Source organism: Lacticigenium naphthae DSM 19658 (assembly GCF_000425865.1).
Taxonomy (GTDB): domain Bacteria; phylum Bacillota; class Bacilli; order Lactobacillales; family Carnobacteriaceae_A; genus Lacticigenium; species Lacticigenium naphthae.
This window is the reverse complement of record NZ_AUEG01000005.1, coordinates 21,235-35,234: the sequence shown is the minus strand read 5'-3', so window position 1 is coordinate 35,234 and position 14,000 is coordinate 21,235. Positions and strand designations below refer to the sequence as shown.

Here is a 14,000-nt window from a genome sequence, read left to right as displayed (position 1 = left end):
TTCATTGCAGAGCTTCAAAAAAATCTAAGAAATGGGCGGGATCGTTTTGACTGACAACAAAAAAGGGGACTTTTTCTGGAAGATTGCGAAACAGGCTTTCGATTTCCGGGCGTTTCTTATATAATTACTCAGAGTGTACTTTATGCTAGAATAGGGAACGGATAGCTTTATATTTGAAGGAGTAAAAGGATGAACAATGAAAAACAATCAAAAATAGACTATGGCATCATTTTATCGGTTTTACTGCTTGGTTTGATGAGTGTCGCGACTATTTATTCAACGACTTATTTAATGGATACGGGGAGTCTTCGGGCAACGATCATGCAAGTCGCCTGGTATATTGTAGGAGCTGTTGCGGTATTTGTGATCATGCAGTTCGATTCGGAACAATTATGGAAATTAGCTCCCTATGCGTATGCAGGAGGAGTACTGTTGCTGATCCTCGTCTTGTTATTTTATGATCGCCCCACGGCTTTACGAACGGGAGCACGCAGTTGGTTTAAAATTGGTCCACTGACGTTTCAGCCCTCAGAAGTCGTCAAAATTGCCTATATTCTGGAACTTGCCCGCATCGTAACGATGCACAATAGCCATTATACAAAACACGAAACCCAGAGTGACTGGTTGCTGCTTGGGAAAATCGTATTGCTATCAGCACCCATGATTGGCCTTGTTCTTATGCAAAATGACTTAGGGACCACTTTGGTTTATTTAGCGATTATGGTGGGCATCATTTTGATTTCTGGGATCCAATGGAAAATATTATTGCCCATCTTCCTTACCGGAGCTACCTTCGCAGTGGGACTGCTCGTTCTGGTAGTCTACAATCGTGAATTGTTGCTGCAGTTTGGATTCAAACCGTACCAGTTTGCGCGGATAGATTCTTGGATAGATCCGTATCACGATGCATCCAATGCTTCGTACCAATTGATGCAAGCAATCAAATCGATTGGTTCAGGGCAAGTTTTTGGAAAAGGGTTCGGTGTTTCTGAAGTTTATGTGCCGGTCAGAGAGTCAGATATGATATTCACAACAATTGCAGAAAACTTTGGATTCTTAGGTGGAGCATTCCTGATTTTCTTGTACTTTTTATTGATCTATCAGATGATCAATGTTGTGTTTCAAACCAAAAATGAGTTTTATAGCTATATTGCAACAGGAGTCATTATGATGATCGCTTTTCACGTGCTAGAAAATATTGGCATGAATATTGGTTTGCTTCCTTTGACCGGGATCCCTTTACCGTTCATTTCCCAAGGCGGTTCTTCTTTACTTGGAAATATGATGGGGATAGGATTGGTTATGTCCATGCGGTATCATTATAAGAGTTACATGTTTTCTGGAGACGGTGAAGACTTCCATTGATAAAAAGGAGGAAATGTATGATTACTTTCTATTGTCATCCTACCTGTACGACATGCAAAAAAGCCAAACAATGGCTGGAACAAGAAAATCAGGCCTATACATTCGTGTCGTTAAAAGAAACGGCTCCAACTAAAGAGGAGCTACTTACTTATTTCGACAAAACAGATAAACCAGTGAAAGCTTTCTTCAATACAAGTGGACAAGCTTATCGGAAATTGAATTTAAAAGAAAAACTTCCGACAATGTCAAAAGAAGAAGCAGCTGAATGGCTAAGCAGCGATGGAATGTTGATCAAACGACCGTTAGCTGTTGAAGAGGATAAAATCACAATTGGATTTAAAGAAACGGAATACGAAAAAAACTGGAAGAAATAAAGGAGTGGCGTGCTGTGTCAGAGAATAAAAAATTTACAAGAAGTGGGTTATGGGTTGAGAAAAGAGGCGGAACTGTCGTTATCGGTCTTTCCCCTAAGGCACAAGATGATATCGGAGAGGTCATGTTTGCGGAGTTGCCTCATGAACGAGAAACCATTACTGCCAATGAAACGATCATGGGTGTTGAAGGAGCCAAAGCTGTTACAGAACTGACTGCCCCAGTTTCTGGGAAGGTCATTCGTGTGCATAAAGAGGTCCTGGATAATCCGGAATTACTGAATGATCCAGAACCAGAAAATAATTGGATCATGGAATTAACTGAAGTGGTGGATGCTGATTTTGAAGCATTACAAGATGAGATGCCAGCCATTGAAGTGTAGGGAAAACGAAGCGGTCCAAAAAGAAATGATTATTCTAAAAAAAGTAGTTGACAAGTGATTCAAAGATTTGCTAAACTACATTCACATTAAACAAACATTAAAATACAATGAGCGTTGAAAAGAAGAGTACATTTTAGAGGGTAATCAAAGAGAGCTTCAGTGTGGTGAAATGAAGTATTACAATCAAAATGGAAGATGGTCTTTGAGCAGGATGAGTGAATGGAAACACAAACTCCTCCCGGTTGCACCCGATAACGTGCCGCAGTATGCGAATACACTTTGTGTTCAAGTACTGGGTGAGGTTGTTTTAGCGATAAGACAACGAACAAAGGTGGAACCACGGAAGACCTCTTTCGTCCTTTTTAAGTTGATAGACTTGAAAAGGACTTTTTTTATACCCAAATTTTCAGAGAGGATGGACAGGATGATCACTTTAAAAGATGTGTCAAAGGAATTTACTGGTAAAAACAAAGCGGTCAAAGCGGTCGATGCTGTCAATTTAACGATCCAGTCAGGTGAAATTTTCGGCATCGTCGGATACTCCGGTGCAGGTAAAAGTACCTTGGTCCGAATGCTAAATGGGTTGGAAAAACCGACAAGCGGGACAGTCACGTTGAATGATAAAATCATCTCCACAATGAGCGGACAAGCATTACGGAAAGAGAGACGAGCCATCGGCATGATTTTCCAGCATTTCAATTTACTCTGGAGTCGAACTGTTCTAGAAAATATTTGTTTTCCACTAGAAATCGCGAAAGTGGAAAAAACAGAACGGATCAAAAGAGCAAAAGAACTGATTGAATTAGTGGGATTGCAGGGAAGAGAAGACGCATACCCAGCACAACTCTCCGGTGGGCAAAAGCAGCGTGTGGGGATCGCGAGAGCCTTGGCGAATGAACCACAAGTATTGTTGTGTGATGAAGCTACAAGTGCCTTAGACCCCCAGACGACCGATGATGTATTGGATTTGTTGGTTTCGATCAATAAAAAGATGAATCTAACGATCGTCATGATCACGCATGAGATGCATGTGGTCAGAAAAATTTGTCACCGGATGGCTGTGATGGATGGAGGCAAAGTCGTGGAAGAAGGAGAGGTACTGTCCTTGTTCAAACACCCGGCCCATCCCACAACAAAACGGTTCATCCGGCAAGACTCCGATCCGGATAGTGAAGATACGGATGAAGTTTTACGCGAATTACTTAAAACCTATCCTGAAGGAAAATTGATCCGGTTATTGTTCCATGGAGGTAGCGCGCAAGCACCTGTGATTTCTCATGTGAGCCGATCATTTAATGTAGACGTCAATATTATTCAAGGAAGTATGCAATCGACCCAAGAAACACCGATCGGAACCTTGACGATCCAGTTATTGGGAGAAGAAGCTGCAGTAGAAGAAGCTATCAAAGAGTTTAGGGTTTACCGAGTAGAAGTGGAGGTGTTGAATGATGCCCTTCAATAATGGAATGATCCTAAGCGTGCTGGCAGATTATACAGACTTCACAGAAGTGCGCTGGCCGAAAGTTTGGGAAGCAACCCAAGAAACCATTTATATGACGGCGTTTTCCGTTAGTGCGGTATTTATTTTAGGTATATTGATCGGATTGCTATTATTCGAATCACGTGGGAAAGAGTCGTTATGGGCGCGAGGATCGTATAAAGTTGTTTCCTTTTTTGTAAATGTATTCCGATCCATACCGTTTTTGATATTGATCGTGTTGTTGATCCCGTTTACGAAAGCTATATTAGATAGCATGACCGGGCCCACTGCAGGTTTGCCGGCATTGATCCTTTCGGCAGCTCCGTTTTATGGTCGACTGGTTGAAACGGGCCTACGCGAGATCGATAAAGGGGTCATCGAGGCGGCTGAAGCGATGGGGGCATCCAAATGGGAAATGATTTGGAAAGTATATATTCCGGAAAGTTTACCATCGATTGTTTCGGGAATAACGGTCACGGCCATTTCATTAGTTGGCTACACAGCTATGGCAGGAGTGATCGGGGCAGGTGGTTTGGGAAATCTTGCTTATCTAGAAGGGTTCCAACGCAACCAGGCGACCGTCACATTAGTAGCAACGGTGGTCATTTTACTCATAGTATTTGCTATACAATTTGTTGGAGATATTGTCGTAAATAAAATAGATAAAAGATAATCAATTAGATATATAGGGGGAAAAATGATGAAAAAATTGGTAGGGGTAACGTTTTTGAGTACAGTATTGGTATTGGGTGCTTGTGGAAATAGCGATTCTGGGGATGAGGCAGCCACAGAAACAGAAGAGAATCAAGTGTTGACTGTCGGAGCAACAAATGTACCGCATGCGGAAATTCTAGAATTCGTGGCGCCTGTTTTAGCTGAAGAAGGCATTGAGCTAGAAATCGAGACGTACAACGATTATATTATTCCCAACATGGCTTTAAGCGATGGCGATATCGATGCCAACTATTTCCAGCACATTCCATTCTTTGAGGCGCAGGTAGAAGAAAATGATTTTGATTTTGTCAACGCTGGTGCAATCCATATCGAACCACTGGGTGCTTATTCTCAGCGTCACACCAATTTGAGCGATTTGCCTGATGGAGCTACTATTTTAGCTAGTAGCAGTGTAGCTGATCATGGCCGCGTGCTGGGGATCCTACAAGAAGCCGGCTTGATCAAAGTGGATGAATCAGTCGATCTAGTAGATGCCAGTTTTGATGATATCGTTGAGAACGAACGCGATCTACAATTTGAATACGAGTACGATGCAGCTCTATTGACGACTTTATACCAACAAGACGAAGGGGATGTCATTTTCATCAACTCAAACTTCGCCGTGGACCAAGATTTAAGCCCACTGGATGATGCGATCGCTTTGGAAAGCAGTTCATCTCCCTACGCAAATATCGTGGCAGTTCGTTCTGAGGATGCAGAAGATGAACGCATTGTAAAATTGGTAGAAGTATTACGTTCTGAGGAAACACAAGACTTTATTTTGGAACAATGGGATGGCGCAGTCGTACCCGTTAGTGAATAAAGGTAAACAAAAAGAGGTTGAGCTACTTAGCTCAACCTCTTTTTGTTTTTGCGGACTTAATTTTCTGAAACGTGCTCAAAAAAGCAGACCCGACATCCGGATTGGATAGATTGCAGGCCACTGAGATGGTGTTTCTTGTTTGAGTGTCGCGATTCGATCCGGTAATGGACACTTGGAGCTACTGGCGGGTTTCACTGTCGCGATTCGACTCCTTTTGCGACACTTTTTTAGCTTCTACAAACTGAGTGGCGCGGAAGTTCCTCCTTCCGGTCTTTTCAGAAAGATTGGGTTGCTGAGTGTCTCAATCGAGACACTTTCGGGACACTCAGCTTTCGATTGTGGAATAAGTGACGCGATTGGATAGTTTGTGCGCCATTGAGATGGTGTTTCTTGTTTGAGTGTCGTGATTCGACTTGATAGAGGACACTCCTAGAGAAAAAACAAGCTAAATGTCCAGATCGTGCTGCTATCTGGACACTTAGCTTCCAATACTCGATCAAAGTGACCTGATTGGATAGTTTGTGCGCCATTAAGATGGTGTTTCTTCTTTGAGTGTCGCGATTCGATCCGGTAATGGACACTTGGAGCTATTGCCGGGTTTCACTGTCGCGAATCGACTCCTTTTGCGACACTTTTTTAGCTTCTACAAGCTGAGTGGCGCGGAAGTTCCTCCTTCCAGTCGAGCCAGGACAGTCGTCTTCACCGATTCTGGCGAATCTTGTTCTGCCCTGCTCCAGCCCCCTCATTTCTTAACGCAAAGCTTCACTCTTTGATTGAAAATGAGTTGCGGCTCCTTGGCTCTCGGGAAAAAGATGCTGCTTGGCCATGTGCAGGATGCTCTGTCCTGTGCAGCCCTATTTTCCAGTCGAGCCAGGACAGTCGCCTTCACACTCTTTATTTGTCGTCAAATCGATTGGGGTTCCAGCCAAATCGTTCGTCTTTGTTCATGGCGTTGATCAGCGCCATGTCTTCAGCGGCTAAGGCAAAATCAAAAATATCGGCATTTTCTTTGATGCGATTTTGGTGAACGGATTTTGGGATCGTGATGATGCCGAGTTGCCAGTCCCAACGCAACAAGACTTGCGCAACAGATTTCCCGTATTTTTCACCAATGGCTTCCAATTGTTTGTTTTGTAGCAGTCCGCCACTGCCAAGTGGAGAATAAGCTTCGACTGCGATATTCTTTTTAGCACAGTAGTCACGTACTTCTTTTTGTGAAAGTAACGGATGCAATTCGATCTGGTTGACCATCGGAACGATCTCTGCGGATTTTAATAGGGTATCCAAATGATGCGGATGGAAATTGCAGACACCGATGGCTTTGGCGCGCCCATCTGTATAAATCTTTTCAAGGGCTTTCCATGTATCTACGAAAGAACTGGCGATCGGCCAGTGGATCAGGTATAGATCTACATAATCTGTTCCCAAACGCTCTAAACTTTTATCGAAGGCAGCTATTGTTTCATCGTATCCTTGATCGCGGTTGGCGACTTTGGTCGTGATGAACAGATCTTCGCGACTGATTCCAGATTGGCGAATCCCTTCGCCGACGCCCTCTTCATTTTGATAAGCTGCAGCTGTATCGATGGCACGATAACCAGCTTCCAAAGCCCATTTGACCGCATGGATCACTTCTTCTCCGTCTTCTGCCTGCCAGACGCCTAATCCAAAACGGGGCATTTCTACTCCATTAGCCAGGGTTGTTGTTTCGGTTAAACTCATAGTCTCATTCCTCCTTTTTCTTTGGTTTCAGTATACCTTTTTTGTGAAAAAAGCGAAATTATTCCACATGTTTCTCCTCTAATTTGCAAGGGGGCGCAAAGGGAAGGATACCTTTTGAGAAAGCGTGTGAGAAGAGGAACGTTCTACCTGAGAGGTTGGAGATTTAGTTGCGAAACATTCTCAATTACACTACAATTAAAGAGGAAAGACTAAGGATTTAGGCACTGTAAACAACGACCAAATTATCAATCTACTCAATGAGAAAGGAAAATGATCATGTCTGTATTAGAAGTCAAAGACCTACATGTTTCAATAGAAGGAAAAGAAATTTTAAAAGGCGTCGATCTGACCATGAAGACCAATGAAATCCACGCTATCATGGGACCGAATGGAACGGGTAAATCTACTTTAGCTGCAGCTATCATGGGCCATCCAAGTTTTGAAGTCACACAAGGAGAAGTGTTACTAGATGGAGTAAATGTACTTGAATTAGCAGTAGACGAAAGAGCACGCGCTGGCTTGTTTTTAGCTGTACAATACCCAAGTGAAATTGCCGGCGTGACCAACGCAGAATTCATGCGTGCAGCCATCAATGCACGAAGGGAAGATGACGACAAGATTTCCGTTTTGAAGTTTATAAAAAAACTGGATGAAAAGATGAGCATCTTAGATATGCCAGAAGAAATGGCAGAGCGGTACTTAAATGAAGGCTTCTCTGGCGGAGAGAAAAAACGGAACGAGATCCTGCAGTTGTTAATGATCGAACCGACTTTTGCAATTTTGGATGAGATCGACTCAGGTCTAGACATCGATGCGTTACAAGTCGTCTCCAAAGGCGTCAATGCCATGCGCGGAGAAGGTTTTGGTGCATTGATCATCACTCATTACCAACGCTTGCTCAATTACATCACCCCCGACGTTGTCCATATCATGATGGATGGCCGCGTCGTCAAAACAGGTGGGGCCGAACTGGCCAAACGACTAGAAGAAGAGGGCTACAAAGGCTTAAGTGAAGAATTAGGCTTACAGATAACGATCGAAGAATAAGGAGGCAGACACATGGAAGTCAAAACAAATCAATTTGGCGTGTACACCCAAGCGCTGCAAAACTTTTCTTCGCGTAAACAGGAACCAGAATGGATGTTGCAGCTACGCTTAGACGCCTTAGAAAAAATAGAGGCACTGGAACTTCCCGTGATCGAACGGGTGAAATACAACCGGTGGCCATTAGTGGTAGCTCCACAATTGAAAGCAGAGCAACCGGCACTCGCTGCCCCCATTGCCAAATGGGTAAAGGACGATCCGGAAGCGGTGCGTGTCGTTCAGACAGGTAATCAAACCGTTGTGGAACAGCTCCCAGAACACTTAAAAGAAAAAGGCGTAATTTTTACAGATATATTCACTGCTTTGCAAACTGTACCGGAACTGGTGCAGGAAGCATACATGCAACAAGCAGTTAAAGTAGATGAAAACAAAATGACTGCCTTTCATACGGCATTCATGACCAGTGGTTTGTTCTTATATGTACCTAAAAATGTCGTCGTTTCCGAACCTTTTGAAGCTATTTTCATTCAAAACAGCGAAGTGACGGATAGTTTCATGAAACATGTGTTAGTTTTAGCAGAGACCCACAGTCAATTTTCTTATGTAGAAAAATATGTAACGGCCGGCAACGAAAAAAATGCTGCCAATATCATTGTCGAAGTCATTGCTAAACCGGGTTCAAAAGTGAAGTTTTCTGCAGTGGATCAATTAGGCGTACAGACAACAACGTATTTCAACCGCCGCGGTCATCTGGAGAAAGATGCCACGATCGATTGGGCAATTGGTGTGATGAATGAAGGAAATGTAATCGCGGACTTTGATTCTGACTTAGTTGGAGATGGTTCGCATAGTGAATTCAAGGCTGTCAGCATCAGTACTGGGAGTCAAATTCAAGGAATAGATACCCGGGTGACCAATTATGGCCGTCACAGTGTCGGACACATTTTACAGCACGGTGTGATCTTGGACCGGGCAACATTGACGTTTAACGGAATCGGCCATATCTTGAAAGGCGGGGTAGGTGCCGATGCGCAGCAGGAAAGTCGAATACTGATGCTTTCCGACAAAGCACGCGGGGATGCCAATCCGATTTTATTGATCGATGAAAATGATGTCACAGCTGGTCACGCAGCTAGTGTGGGCCGGGTTGATCCAGAACAAATGTATTACTTGATGAGTCGCGGGATTTCTAAAGAAGAGGCCGAACGGTTAGTCATTCGAGGATTCCTGGGAGCAGTGATCTCAGCGATCCCAATCAAAGCCAGCCGGCAAGAGTTGATCGATACGATCGAAAGGAAGCTAAGTCATGACAGTGAATGAGGAAAAACTGAAGCAAGATTTTCCGATTCTGAGTCAAATCGTGAATGATGAGCCCCTTGTTTATTTAGACAATGCGGCAACAACGCAAAAACCGAGACAAGTTCTGGATGCGGTTGTCCAGTATTATGAAACGGCTAACGCCAATGTCCACCGAGGTGTGCATACGCTAGCCGCCCGTGCGACTGAGCAATATGAAGGTGCGCGCGAAACCGTACGCCGCTTCATTCATGCAGAAGAAACGGCTGAAGTGTTGTTCACACGGGGAACGACGACCAGTTTGAACTGGTTGGCTCAATCCTTGGGGGATGCCGTGGTGGAAGCGGGCGATGAAATCCTGATCTCTTATATGGAACATCACTCCAACATCATCCCATGGCAACAATTAGCCAAGCGCAAACAAGCAAAATTAGTGTATATCGAACTAACCAAAGATGGACAACTGGATCTAGCTGATGCCAAAGCTAAGATCACTGAAAAGACTAAAATCGTCGCCTTGACGCACGTGTCCAATGTACTGGGTGTCATCAATCCGATCAAGGAACTTACAAAATGGGCACATGCAAAAGGGGCCGTAATGGTAGTCGACGGTGCTCAGGCTGTTCCACATATGCCAGTCGATGTCCAAGCATTGGATGCAGACTTTTATGCCTTTAGTGGCCATAAAATGCTGGCTCCTACAGGAATCGGCGTATTGTACGGGAAGCGTGTGTGGCTAGAACGACTCGCTCCCGTTGAATTCGGCGGCGAAATGATCGATTTTGTCTACGAACAAGACAGTACCTGGAAAGAGTTGCCCTGGAAATTCGAAGCCGGGACACCGAACATGTCAGGAGCCATTGGACTCGCTGCAGCGATAGATTACCTGGAAGCGATCGGGATGGAAAACATCTTTGCCCAGGAACAAGCCGTTGCTGCTTATCTATTACCCAAACTTGCAGCCATAGACGGCGTGACCGTCTATGGACCCAAAGATGCAAGCTTACGGACCGGGGTCATTTCGTTCAACATAGATGAACTGCATCCGCATGATGTGGCTACCGCTTTTGATATGGAGGGCGTAGCCGTTCGCGCGGGTCACCATTGTGCCCAACCACTGATGCGCTATATGGATTTGGCCGCAACTGCACGTGCTAGTTTCTATGTGTACAATACACAAGCGGATGCAGACAAATTCATCGATGCCATTCAAAAAACGAAGGAGTTTTTCAGTTATGGCCTTAACTAAATTAGATCAATTGTACCGTGCCGTGATTTTAGATCACTCAAAAAATCCGCGTCATCGAGGGGTTCTAGATCAGGCAACGACACAGATCGAGTTGAACAACCCGACTTGTGGAGACGTGATCCAAATTCAATTATTGGTAGAAGACGGAATCGTGAAGGATGCGCGTTTTGAAGGAAGCGGCTGTACGATCGCCATGTCCAGCGCCAGTATGATGACAGAAGCAATCATTGGAAAAACCGAGGCAGAAGCCTTAAAACTGGCCGCAGATTTTTCTCAAGTCGTCCAGGGGAAAGCCGTTGAAAACGAAGAAGCGCTTGGGGATGCGATGATGCTATCCGGTGTATCCAAATTTCCCGCACGCATCAAATGTGCCACTTTGTCGTGGAAAGCTTTAGAAATAGCTTTGCAGGATAAAGATAATCAAGGAACAGCCGGGCAACTCAAACACGACGAGTAAGGAAGGGAGAAAATACTATGGCAGACGTACCAGAAAAGCAAGAATACCAGTATGGATTTCATGATGAAGTCGAATCAGTTTATACAACCGGTAAGGGATTAAACGAAGATATCATTCGGGACATTTCTGGTCGAAAAGAAGAACCGCAATGGATGTTGGATTACCGGTTAAAAGCGTATGATCATTATTTGAAACGCCCGATGCCACAATGGGGCGCAAATTTAAATGACATTGATTTCGATGCGATCACCTATTACCGGAAATCGAGTGAACGTGCAGAACGCAGCTGGGAAGATGTTCCAGAAAAAATCAAAGAAACCTTTGAACGGTTAGGTGTCCCACAAGCCGAACGTCAGTATCTAGCCGGTTCAGGTGCGCAATACGAATCGGAAGTTGTGTACCACAACATGAAAGAAGAATATGAAAAATTGGGGATCGTCTTCACCGATACAGACACTGCCTTAAAAGAATACCCAGAAATATTTAAGGAGCATTTCGGGACAGTTGTTCCGCCAACCGATAACAAATTGGCTGCCTTAAACTCTTCTGTCTGGTCTGGTGGAACGTTCATCTATGTTCCCAAAGGCGTGAAATGTGAAGTGCCGTTACAAATGTATTTCCGTATCAATGATGAAGGCATGGGTCAATTTGAACGTACACTGATCGTTGTCGATGAAGGGGCCAGCGTCCATTACGTAGAAGGCTGTACGGCCCCAACATTTTCTGCTAGTAGTTTACACGCTGCTATAGTAGAAATCGTTGTGAAGAAAGATGCCTATTGTCGCTATACCACGATTCAAAACTGGTCAGACAATGTCTATAACCTCGTGACCAAACGTGCACACGCAGAAGCTGGCGCAACCATGGAATGGATCGATGGAAACCTTGGATCCAAAATAACTATGAAATACCCCAGTGTTCACTTAAATGGACCGGGAGCACGCGGGACCATGTTGTCTATCGCCATGGCTGGCGAAGGCCAGAACCAAGATACCGGTGCAAAAATGATCCACAATGCGCCCAACACAAGTAGCTCCATTGTCTCCAAGTCGATCGCAAAAGATGGTGGAGAAGTAAACTACCGTGGACAAGTGACCTTTGGGAAGAACTCTGGTGGCTCTATTTCTCATATCGAGTGCGACACCATCATTATGGACGACAAATCGAAATCCGATACCATTCCATTTAACGAGATCCACAACTCAAACGTCTCTTTAGAACACGAAGCGAAAGTTTCTAAAATTTCTGAAGAGCAATTGTATTACTTGATGAGTCGTGGATTGAGCGAAGAAACTGCGACCGAAATGATCGTCATGGGATTCGTTGAACCCTTCACCAAAGAACTCCCGATGGAATACGCCGTTGAACTCAACCGTCTCATCAGTTTTGAGATGGAAGGGTCAGTGGGTTAATAATAAGTAAAAGAGATCGTAACGTTGGATATAACGTTGCGGTCTCTTTTGACGATGAGTAAGAATGAATCCTATAGATGAGAGCAAATCCAAATGAAGCTCAGGGGTTTAGAGAAATCTATATTTAAACATATCAAAACAATAAGACAATGATTTTATGGTAGGGGGAATAGTTAGGATGATTTACCTAAAAAAAATCTTGGAACAAGTCGTCAAACAGAATAAACTCCCTTTTGAAAGTACAAATAAAAAGAAGTTACTATCGAACCGAGCACCTTCTCCGTTGCTGATCTAATGTGACACTTATATTGTTCGACAAACTAATTCAAATGGTATACTTGAAATCAGAATAACTTCTCAATCAAATTTAATTAGATCGAGAAGCTTCAGCTAGTTTAAAAGGAGGAGTTATGGTTTATTTATTTTTAGCCATTTTATGTAGTGCGTCAATTGCACTTATTTTTAAATATACGGAAAACACAGATTCAAATAGATACGTCATTACAAGTGCTAATTATTTTATTGCATTTGTCACGAGTTTTATTATGATTATTTACGGAAGACTTTTAAATGGAGTAATCCGAGAAACTTCTTTTATAGAGGATGTATCCTTATTATTTGTAGACAATCAACACATTTTATCACCCTATTCAAGTATTGTCTGGGGAATCATTATTGGCGGAATATCAGGTGTTTTCTTTTTCTTGTCGTTTACTTATTATCAAAAAAGTGTAAAAGATAATGGTGTAGGTATATCTGGGACAGTGGCAAAGTTAGGAATACTTATTCCAATGATTTTTTCGATTATCATTTGGAGAGAATTTCCAACTTCTATTCAGTGGGTAGGCATTCTATTATCATTAGTATCGATCGTTATTATTAATTTGTCTAAAAAGTCTATCAAAACATTTGATTTTAAACCAACACTCTTGTTTCTTTTTATCTTTGGTGGAATGGCAGAATTTTCAAATAAAATTTATCAGAAGTATGCCTTAAATGATTATAAAGATGTTTTTCTTTTTGCAATATTTTTCGTTGCCTTTATAATTAGTGTTACATACACTGTGAATACAAAGGGGAAAGCAAAAATGAAGGATGTACTTACTGGTTTTGCAGTAGGCATTCCGAATTTATTTTCTTCTTACTTTTTAATTCTGTCACTTGATACATTGAAGACCTCAGTGGCTTTTCCTATATATAGTGCCGGGAGTATCGTATTAATAAATATAGGTGGTTTACTCATTTATAGAGAAAAAATTGCACCTAAGAATCAGCTAGCCATTGTCATGACTATTATCGCACTTATTTTGATCAACATATAAAAGTAAACTTCAAACATGCTAATCACTTAGGAGGTCAAGTGAGCGTACTAACATTTATTTGATTGGACGATGTGCATAATCGAAATGTTTAATCAAGTGCCCGTTTCACTGCAGGTCGCTCACTTATTCGGTCAGCTCATTATTTTAGGTTTGTGTATTCATCAGCTTTTAGAAACTCTGCGGCATTGACATACAACATCCTAGATAACTCTTTACCTACTGTGTACCTATCAAGTACATTTAGCTGACCTTTTGTTTCCATGGTAAACCGATTATCGTGTAATGCTGTGAAAAGGAGGCGTAGAAGTTGCCAAAACTGCTACCTACATAAGGTGCAGTTCTTATTTACCAGAACAACCAGT

Annotated in this window: 13 protein-coding genes and 1 other annotated feature; of the genes, 12 read left to right on the top strand and 1 reads right to left on the bottom strand. The window is 42.9% G+C overall.

All coding sequences use genetic code 11. The annotated features are described in order from the left end of the window. The first annotated feature begins 189 nt into the window (after positions 1-189). The 6 genes from H626_RS0105980 to H626_RS0105955 all read left to right on the top strand — a co-directional run bounded on the left by H626_RS0105980 (position 190) and on the right by H626_RS0105955 (position 5,136). Positions 190-1,365 (top strand): FtsW/RodA/SpoVE family cell cycle protein, encoded by a 1,176-nt coding sequence (locus H626_RS0105980; RefSeq protein ID WP_027108545.1) that lies wholly within the window; start codon positions 190-192, stop codon positions 1,363-1,365. Between the two features lie 17 nt (positions 1,366-1,382). After that, positions 1,383-1,739, top strand: coding sequence for an arsenate reductase family protein (locus H626_RS0105975; protein WP_027108544.1), 357 nt, complete (start codon positions 1,383-1,385; stop codon positions 1,737-1,739). 14 nt (positions 1,740-1,753) lie between these two features. Continuing rightward, complete coding sequence (locus tag H626_RS0105970) at positions 1,754-2,119, top strand: glycine cleavage system H family protein (RefSeq protein ID WP_027108543.1); 366 nt, start codon at positions 1,754-1,756, stop codon at positions 2,117-2,119. 105 nt (positions 2,120-2,224) lie between these two features. After that, positions 2,225-2,483: a binding site (T-box leader), on the top strand. A gap of 60 nt (positions 2,484-2,543) precedes the next feature. Then, positions 2,544-3,581 (top strand): methionine ABC transporter ATP-binding protein, encoded by a 1,038-nt coding sequence (locus H626_RS0105965; RefSeq protein ID WP_027108542.1) that lies wholly within the window; start codon positions 2,544-2,546, stop codon positions 3,579-3,581. Further along, positions 3,565-4,272, top strand: coding sequence for a methionine ABC transporter permease (locus H626_RS0105960; RefSeq protein WP_425411626.1), 708 nt, complete (start codon positions 3,565-3,567; stop codon positions 4,270-4,272). Before H626_RS0105965 ends, H626_RS0105960 begins: the two co-directional genes overlap by 17 nt. A gap of 24 nt (positions 4,273-4,296) precedes the next feature. Continuing rightward, positions 4,297-5,136 carry a MetQ/NlpA family ABC transporter substrate-binding protein gene (locus H626_RS0105955; protein WP_156883253.1) on the top strand — a complete coding sequence of 280 codons (840 nt, stop codon included), beginning with the start codon at positions 4,297-4,299 and terminating at the stop codon, positions 5,134-5,136. An 894-nt stretch (positions 5,137-6,030) separates the two neighbouring features. Here H626_RS0105955 and H626_RS0105950 read toward each other — a convergent pair. Next, on the bottom strand, positions 6,031-6,858 hold the full coding sequence (locus H626_RS0105950; protein ID WP_027108539.1) for an aldo/keto reductase: 828 nt from the start codon (positions 6,856-6,858) through the stop codon (positions 6,031-6,033). A 276-nt stretch (positions 6,859-7,134) separates the two neighbouring features. On the opposite strand from H626_RS0105950, the gene sufC reads away from it, so the two are divergent. The 6 genes from sufC (at position 7,135) to H626_RS0105915 (ending at position 13,638) form a co-directional block, all read left to right on the top strand. After that, positions 7,135-7,905 (top strand): Fe-S cluster assembly ATPase SufC, encoded by a 771-nt coding sequence (sufC, locus tag H626_RS0105945; RefSeq protein ID WP_027108538.1) that lies wholly within the window; start codon positions 7,135-7,137, stop codon positions 7,903-7,905. A 12-nt stretch (positions 7,906-7,917) separates the two neighbouring features. Further along, positions 7,918-9,222: a Fe-S cluster assembly protein SufD gene (gene sufD / locus H626_RS0105940; RefSeq protein ID WP_051237873.1), complete on the top strand. Its 1,305-nt coding sequence runs from the start codon at positions 7,918-7,920 to the stop codon at positions 9,220-9,222. Beyond that, complete coding sequence (locus H626_RS0105935; protein WP_035618781.1) at positions 9,209-10,447, top strand: cysteine desulfurase; 1,239 nt, start codon at positions 9,209-9,211, stop codon at positions 10,445-10,447. Before sufD ends, H626_RS0105935 begins: the two co-directional genes overlap by 14 nt. Then, positions 10,434-10,904: a Fe-S cluster assembly sulfur transfer protein SufU gene (gene sufU, locus H626_RS0105930; protein WP_027108535.1), complete on the top strand. Its 471-nt coding sequence runs from the start codon at positions 10,434-10,436 to the stop codon at positions 10,902-10,904. The genes H626_RS0105935 and sufU overlap by 14 nt, the downstream gene beginning before the upstream one ends. Before the next feature lie 17 nt (positions 10,905-10,921). After that, a complete protein-coding gene (sufB, locus tag H626_RS0105925; protein WP_027108534.1) occupies positions 10,922-12,316 on the top strand; it encodes a Fe-S cluster assembly protein SufB in 1,395 nt (464 codons plus the stop codon). Positions 12,317-12,726: 410 nt separating this feature from the next. After that, entirely contained in the window at positions 12,727-13,638 is a 912-nt protein-coding gene (locus H626_RS0105915; RefSeq protein WP_027108533.1) for an EamA family transporter, read from the top strand. The last annotated feature ends 362 nt before the right edge of the window (positions 13,639-14,000 follow it).

Excerpts from the sequence above, each read along its gene's own strand:
- H626_RS0105980 (WP_027108545.1), top strand. The coding sequence starts at position 190 with ATGAACAATGAAAAACAATCAAAAATAGACTATGGCATCATTTTATCG.
- H626_RS0105975 (WP_027108544.1), top strand. The coding sequence starts at position 1,383 with ATGATTACTTTCTATTGTCATCCTACCTGTACGACATGCAAAAAAGCC.
- H626_RS0105965 (WP_027108542.1), top strand. The coding sequence starts at position 2,544 with ATGATCACTTTAAAAGATGTGTCAAAGGAATTTACTGGTAAAAACAAA.
- H626_RS0105960 (WP_425411626.1), top strand. The coding sequence starts at position 3,565 with ATGATGCCCTTCAATAATGGAATGATCCTAAGCGTGCTGGCAGATTAT.
- H626_RS0105955 (WP_156883253.1), top strand. The coding sequence starts at position 4,297 with ATGATGAAAAAATTGGTAGGGGTAACGTTTTTGAGTACAGTATTGGTA.
- H626_RS0105950 (WP_027108539.1), bottom strand. The coding sequence starts at position 6,858 with ATGAGTTTAACCGAAACAACAACCCTGGCTAATGGAGTAGAAATGCCC.
- sufC (WP_027108538.1), top strand. The coding sequence starts at position 7,135 with ATGTCTGTATTAGAAGTCAAAGACCTACATGTTTCAATAGAAGGAAAA.
- sufD (WP_051237873.1), top strand. The coding sequence starts at position 7,918 with ATGGAAGTCAAAACAAATCAATTTGGCGTGTACACCCAAGCGCTGCAA.
- H626_RS0105935 (WP_035618781.1), top strand. The coding sequence starts at position 9,209 with ATGACAGTGAATGAGGAAAAACTGAAGCAAGATTTTCCGATTCTGAGT.
- sufU (WP_027108535.1), top strand. The coding sequence starts at position 10,434 with ATGGCCTTAACTAAATTAGATCAATTGTACCGTGCCGTGATTTTAGAT.
- sufB (WP_027108534.1), top strand. The coding sequence starts at position 10,922 with ATGGCAGACGTACCAGAAAAGCAAGAATACCAGTATGGATTTCATGAT.
- H626_RS0105915 (WP_027108533.1), top strand. The coding sequence starts at position 12,727 with ATGGTTTATTTATTTTTAGCCATTTTATGTAGTGCGTCAATTGCACTT.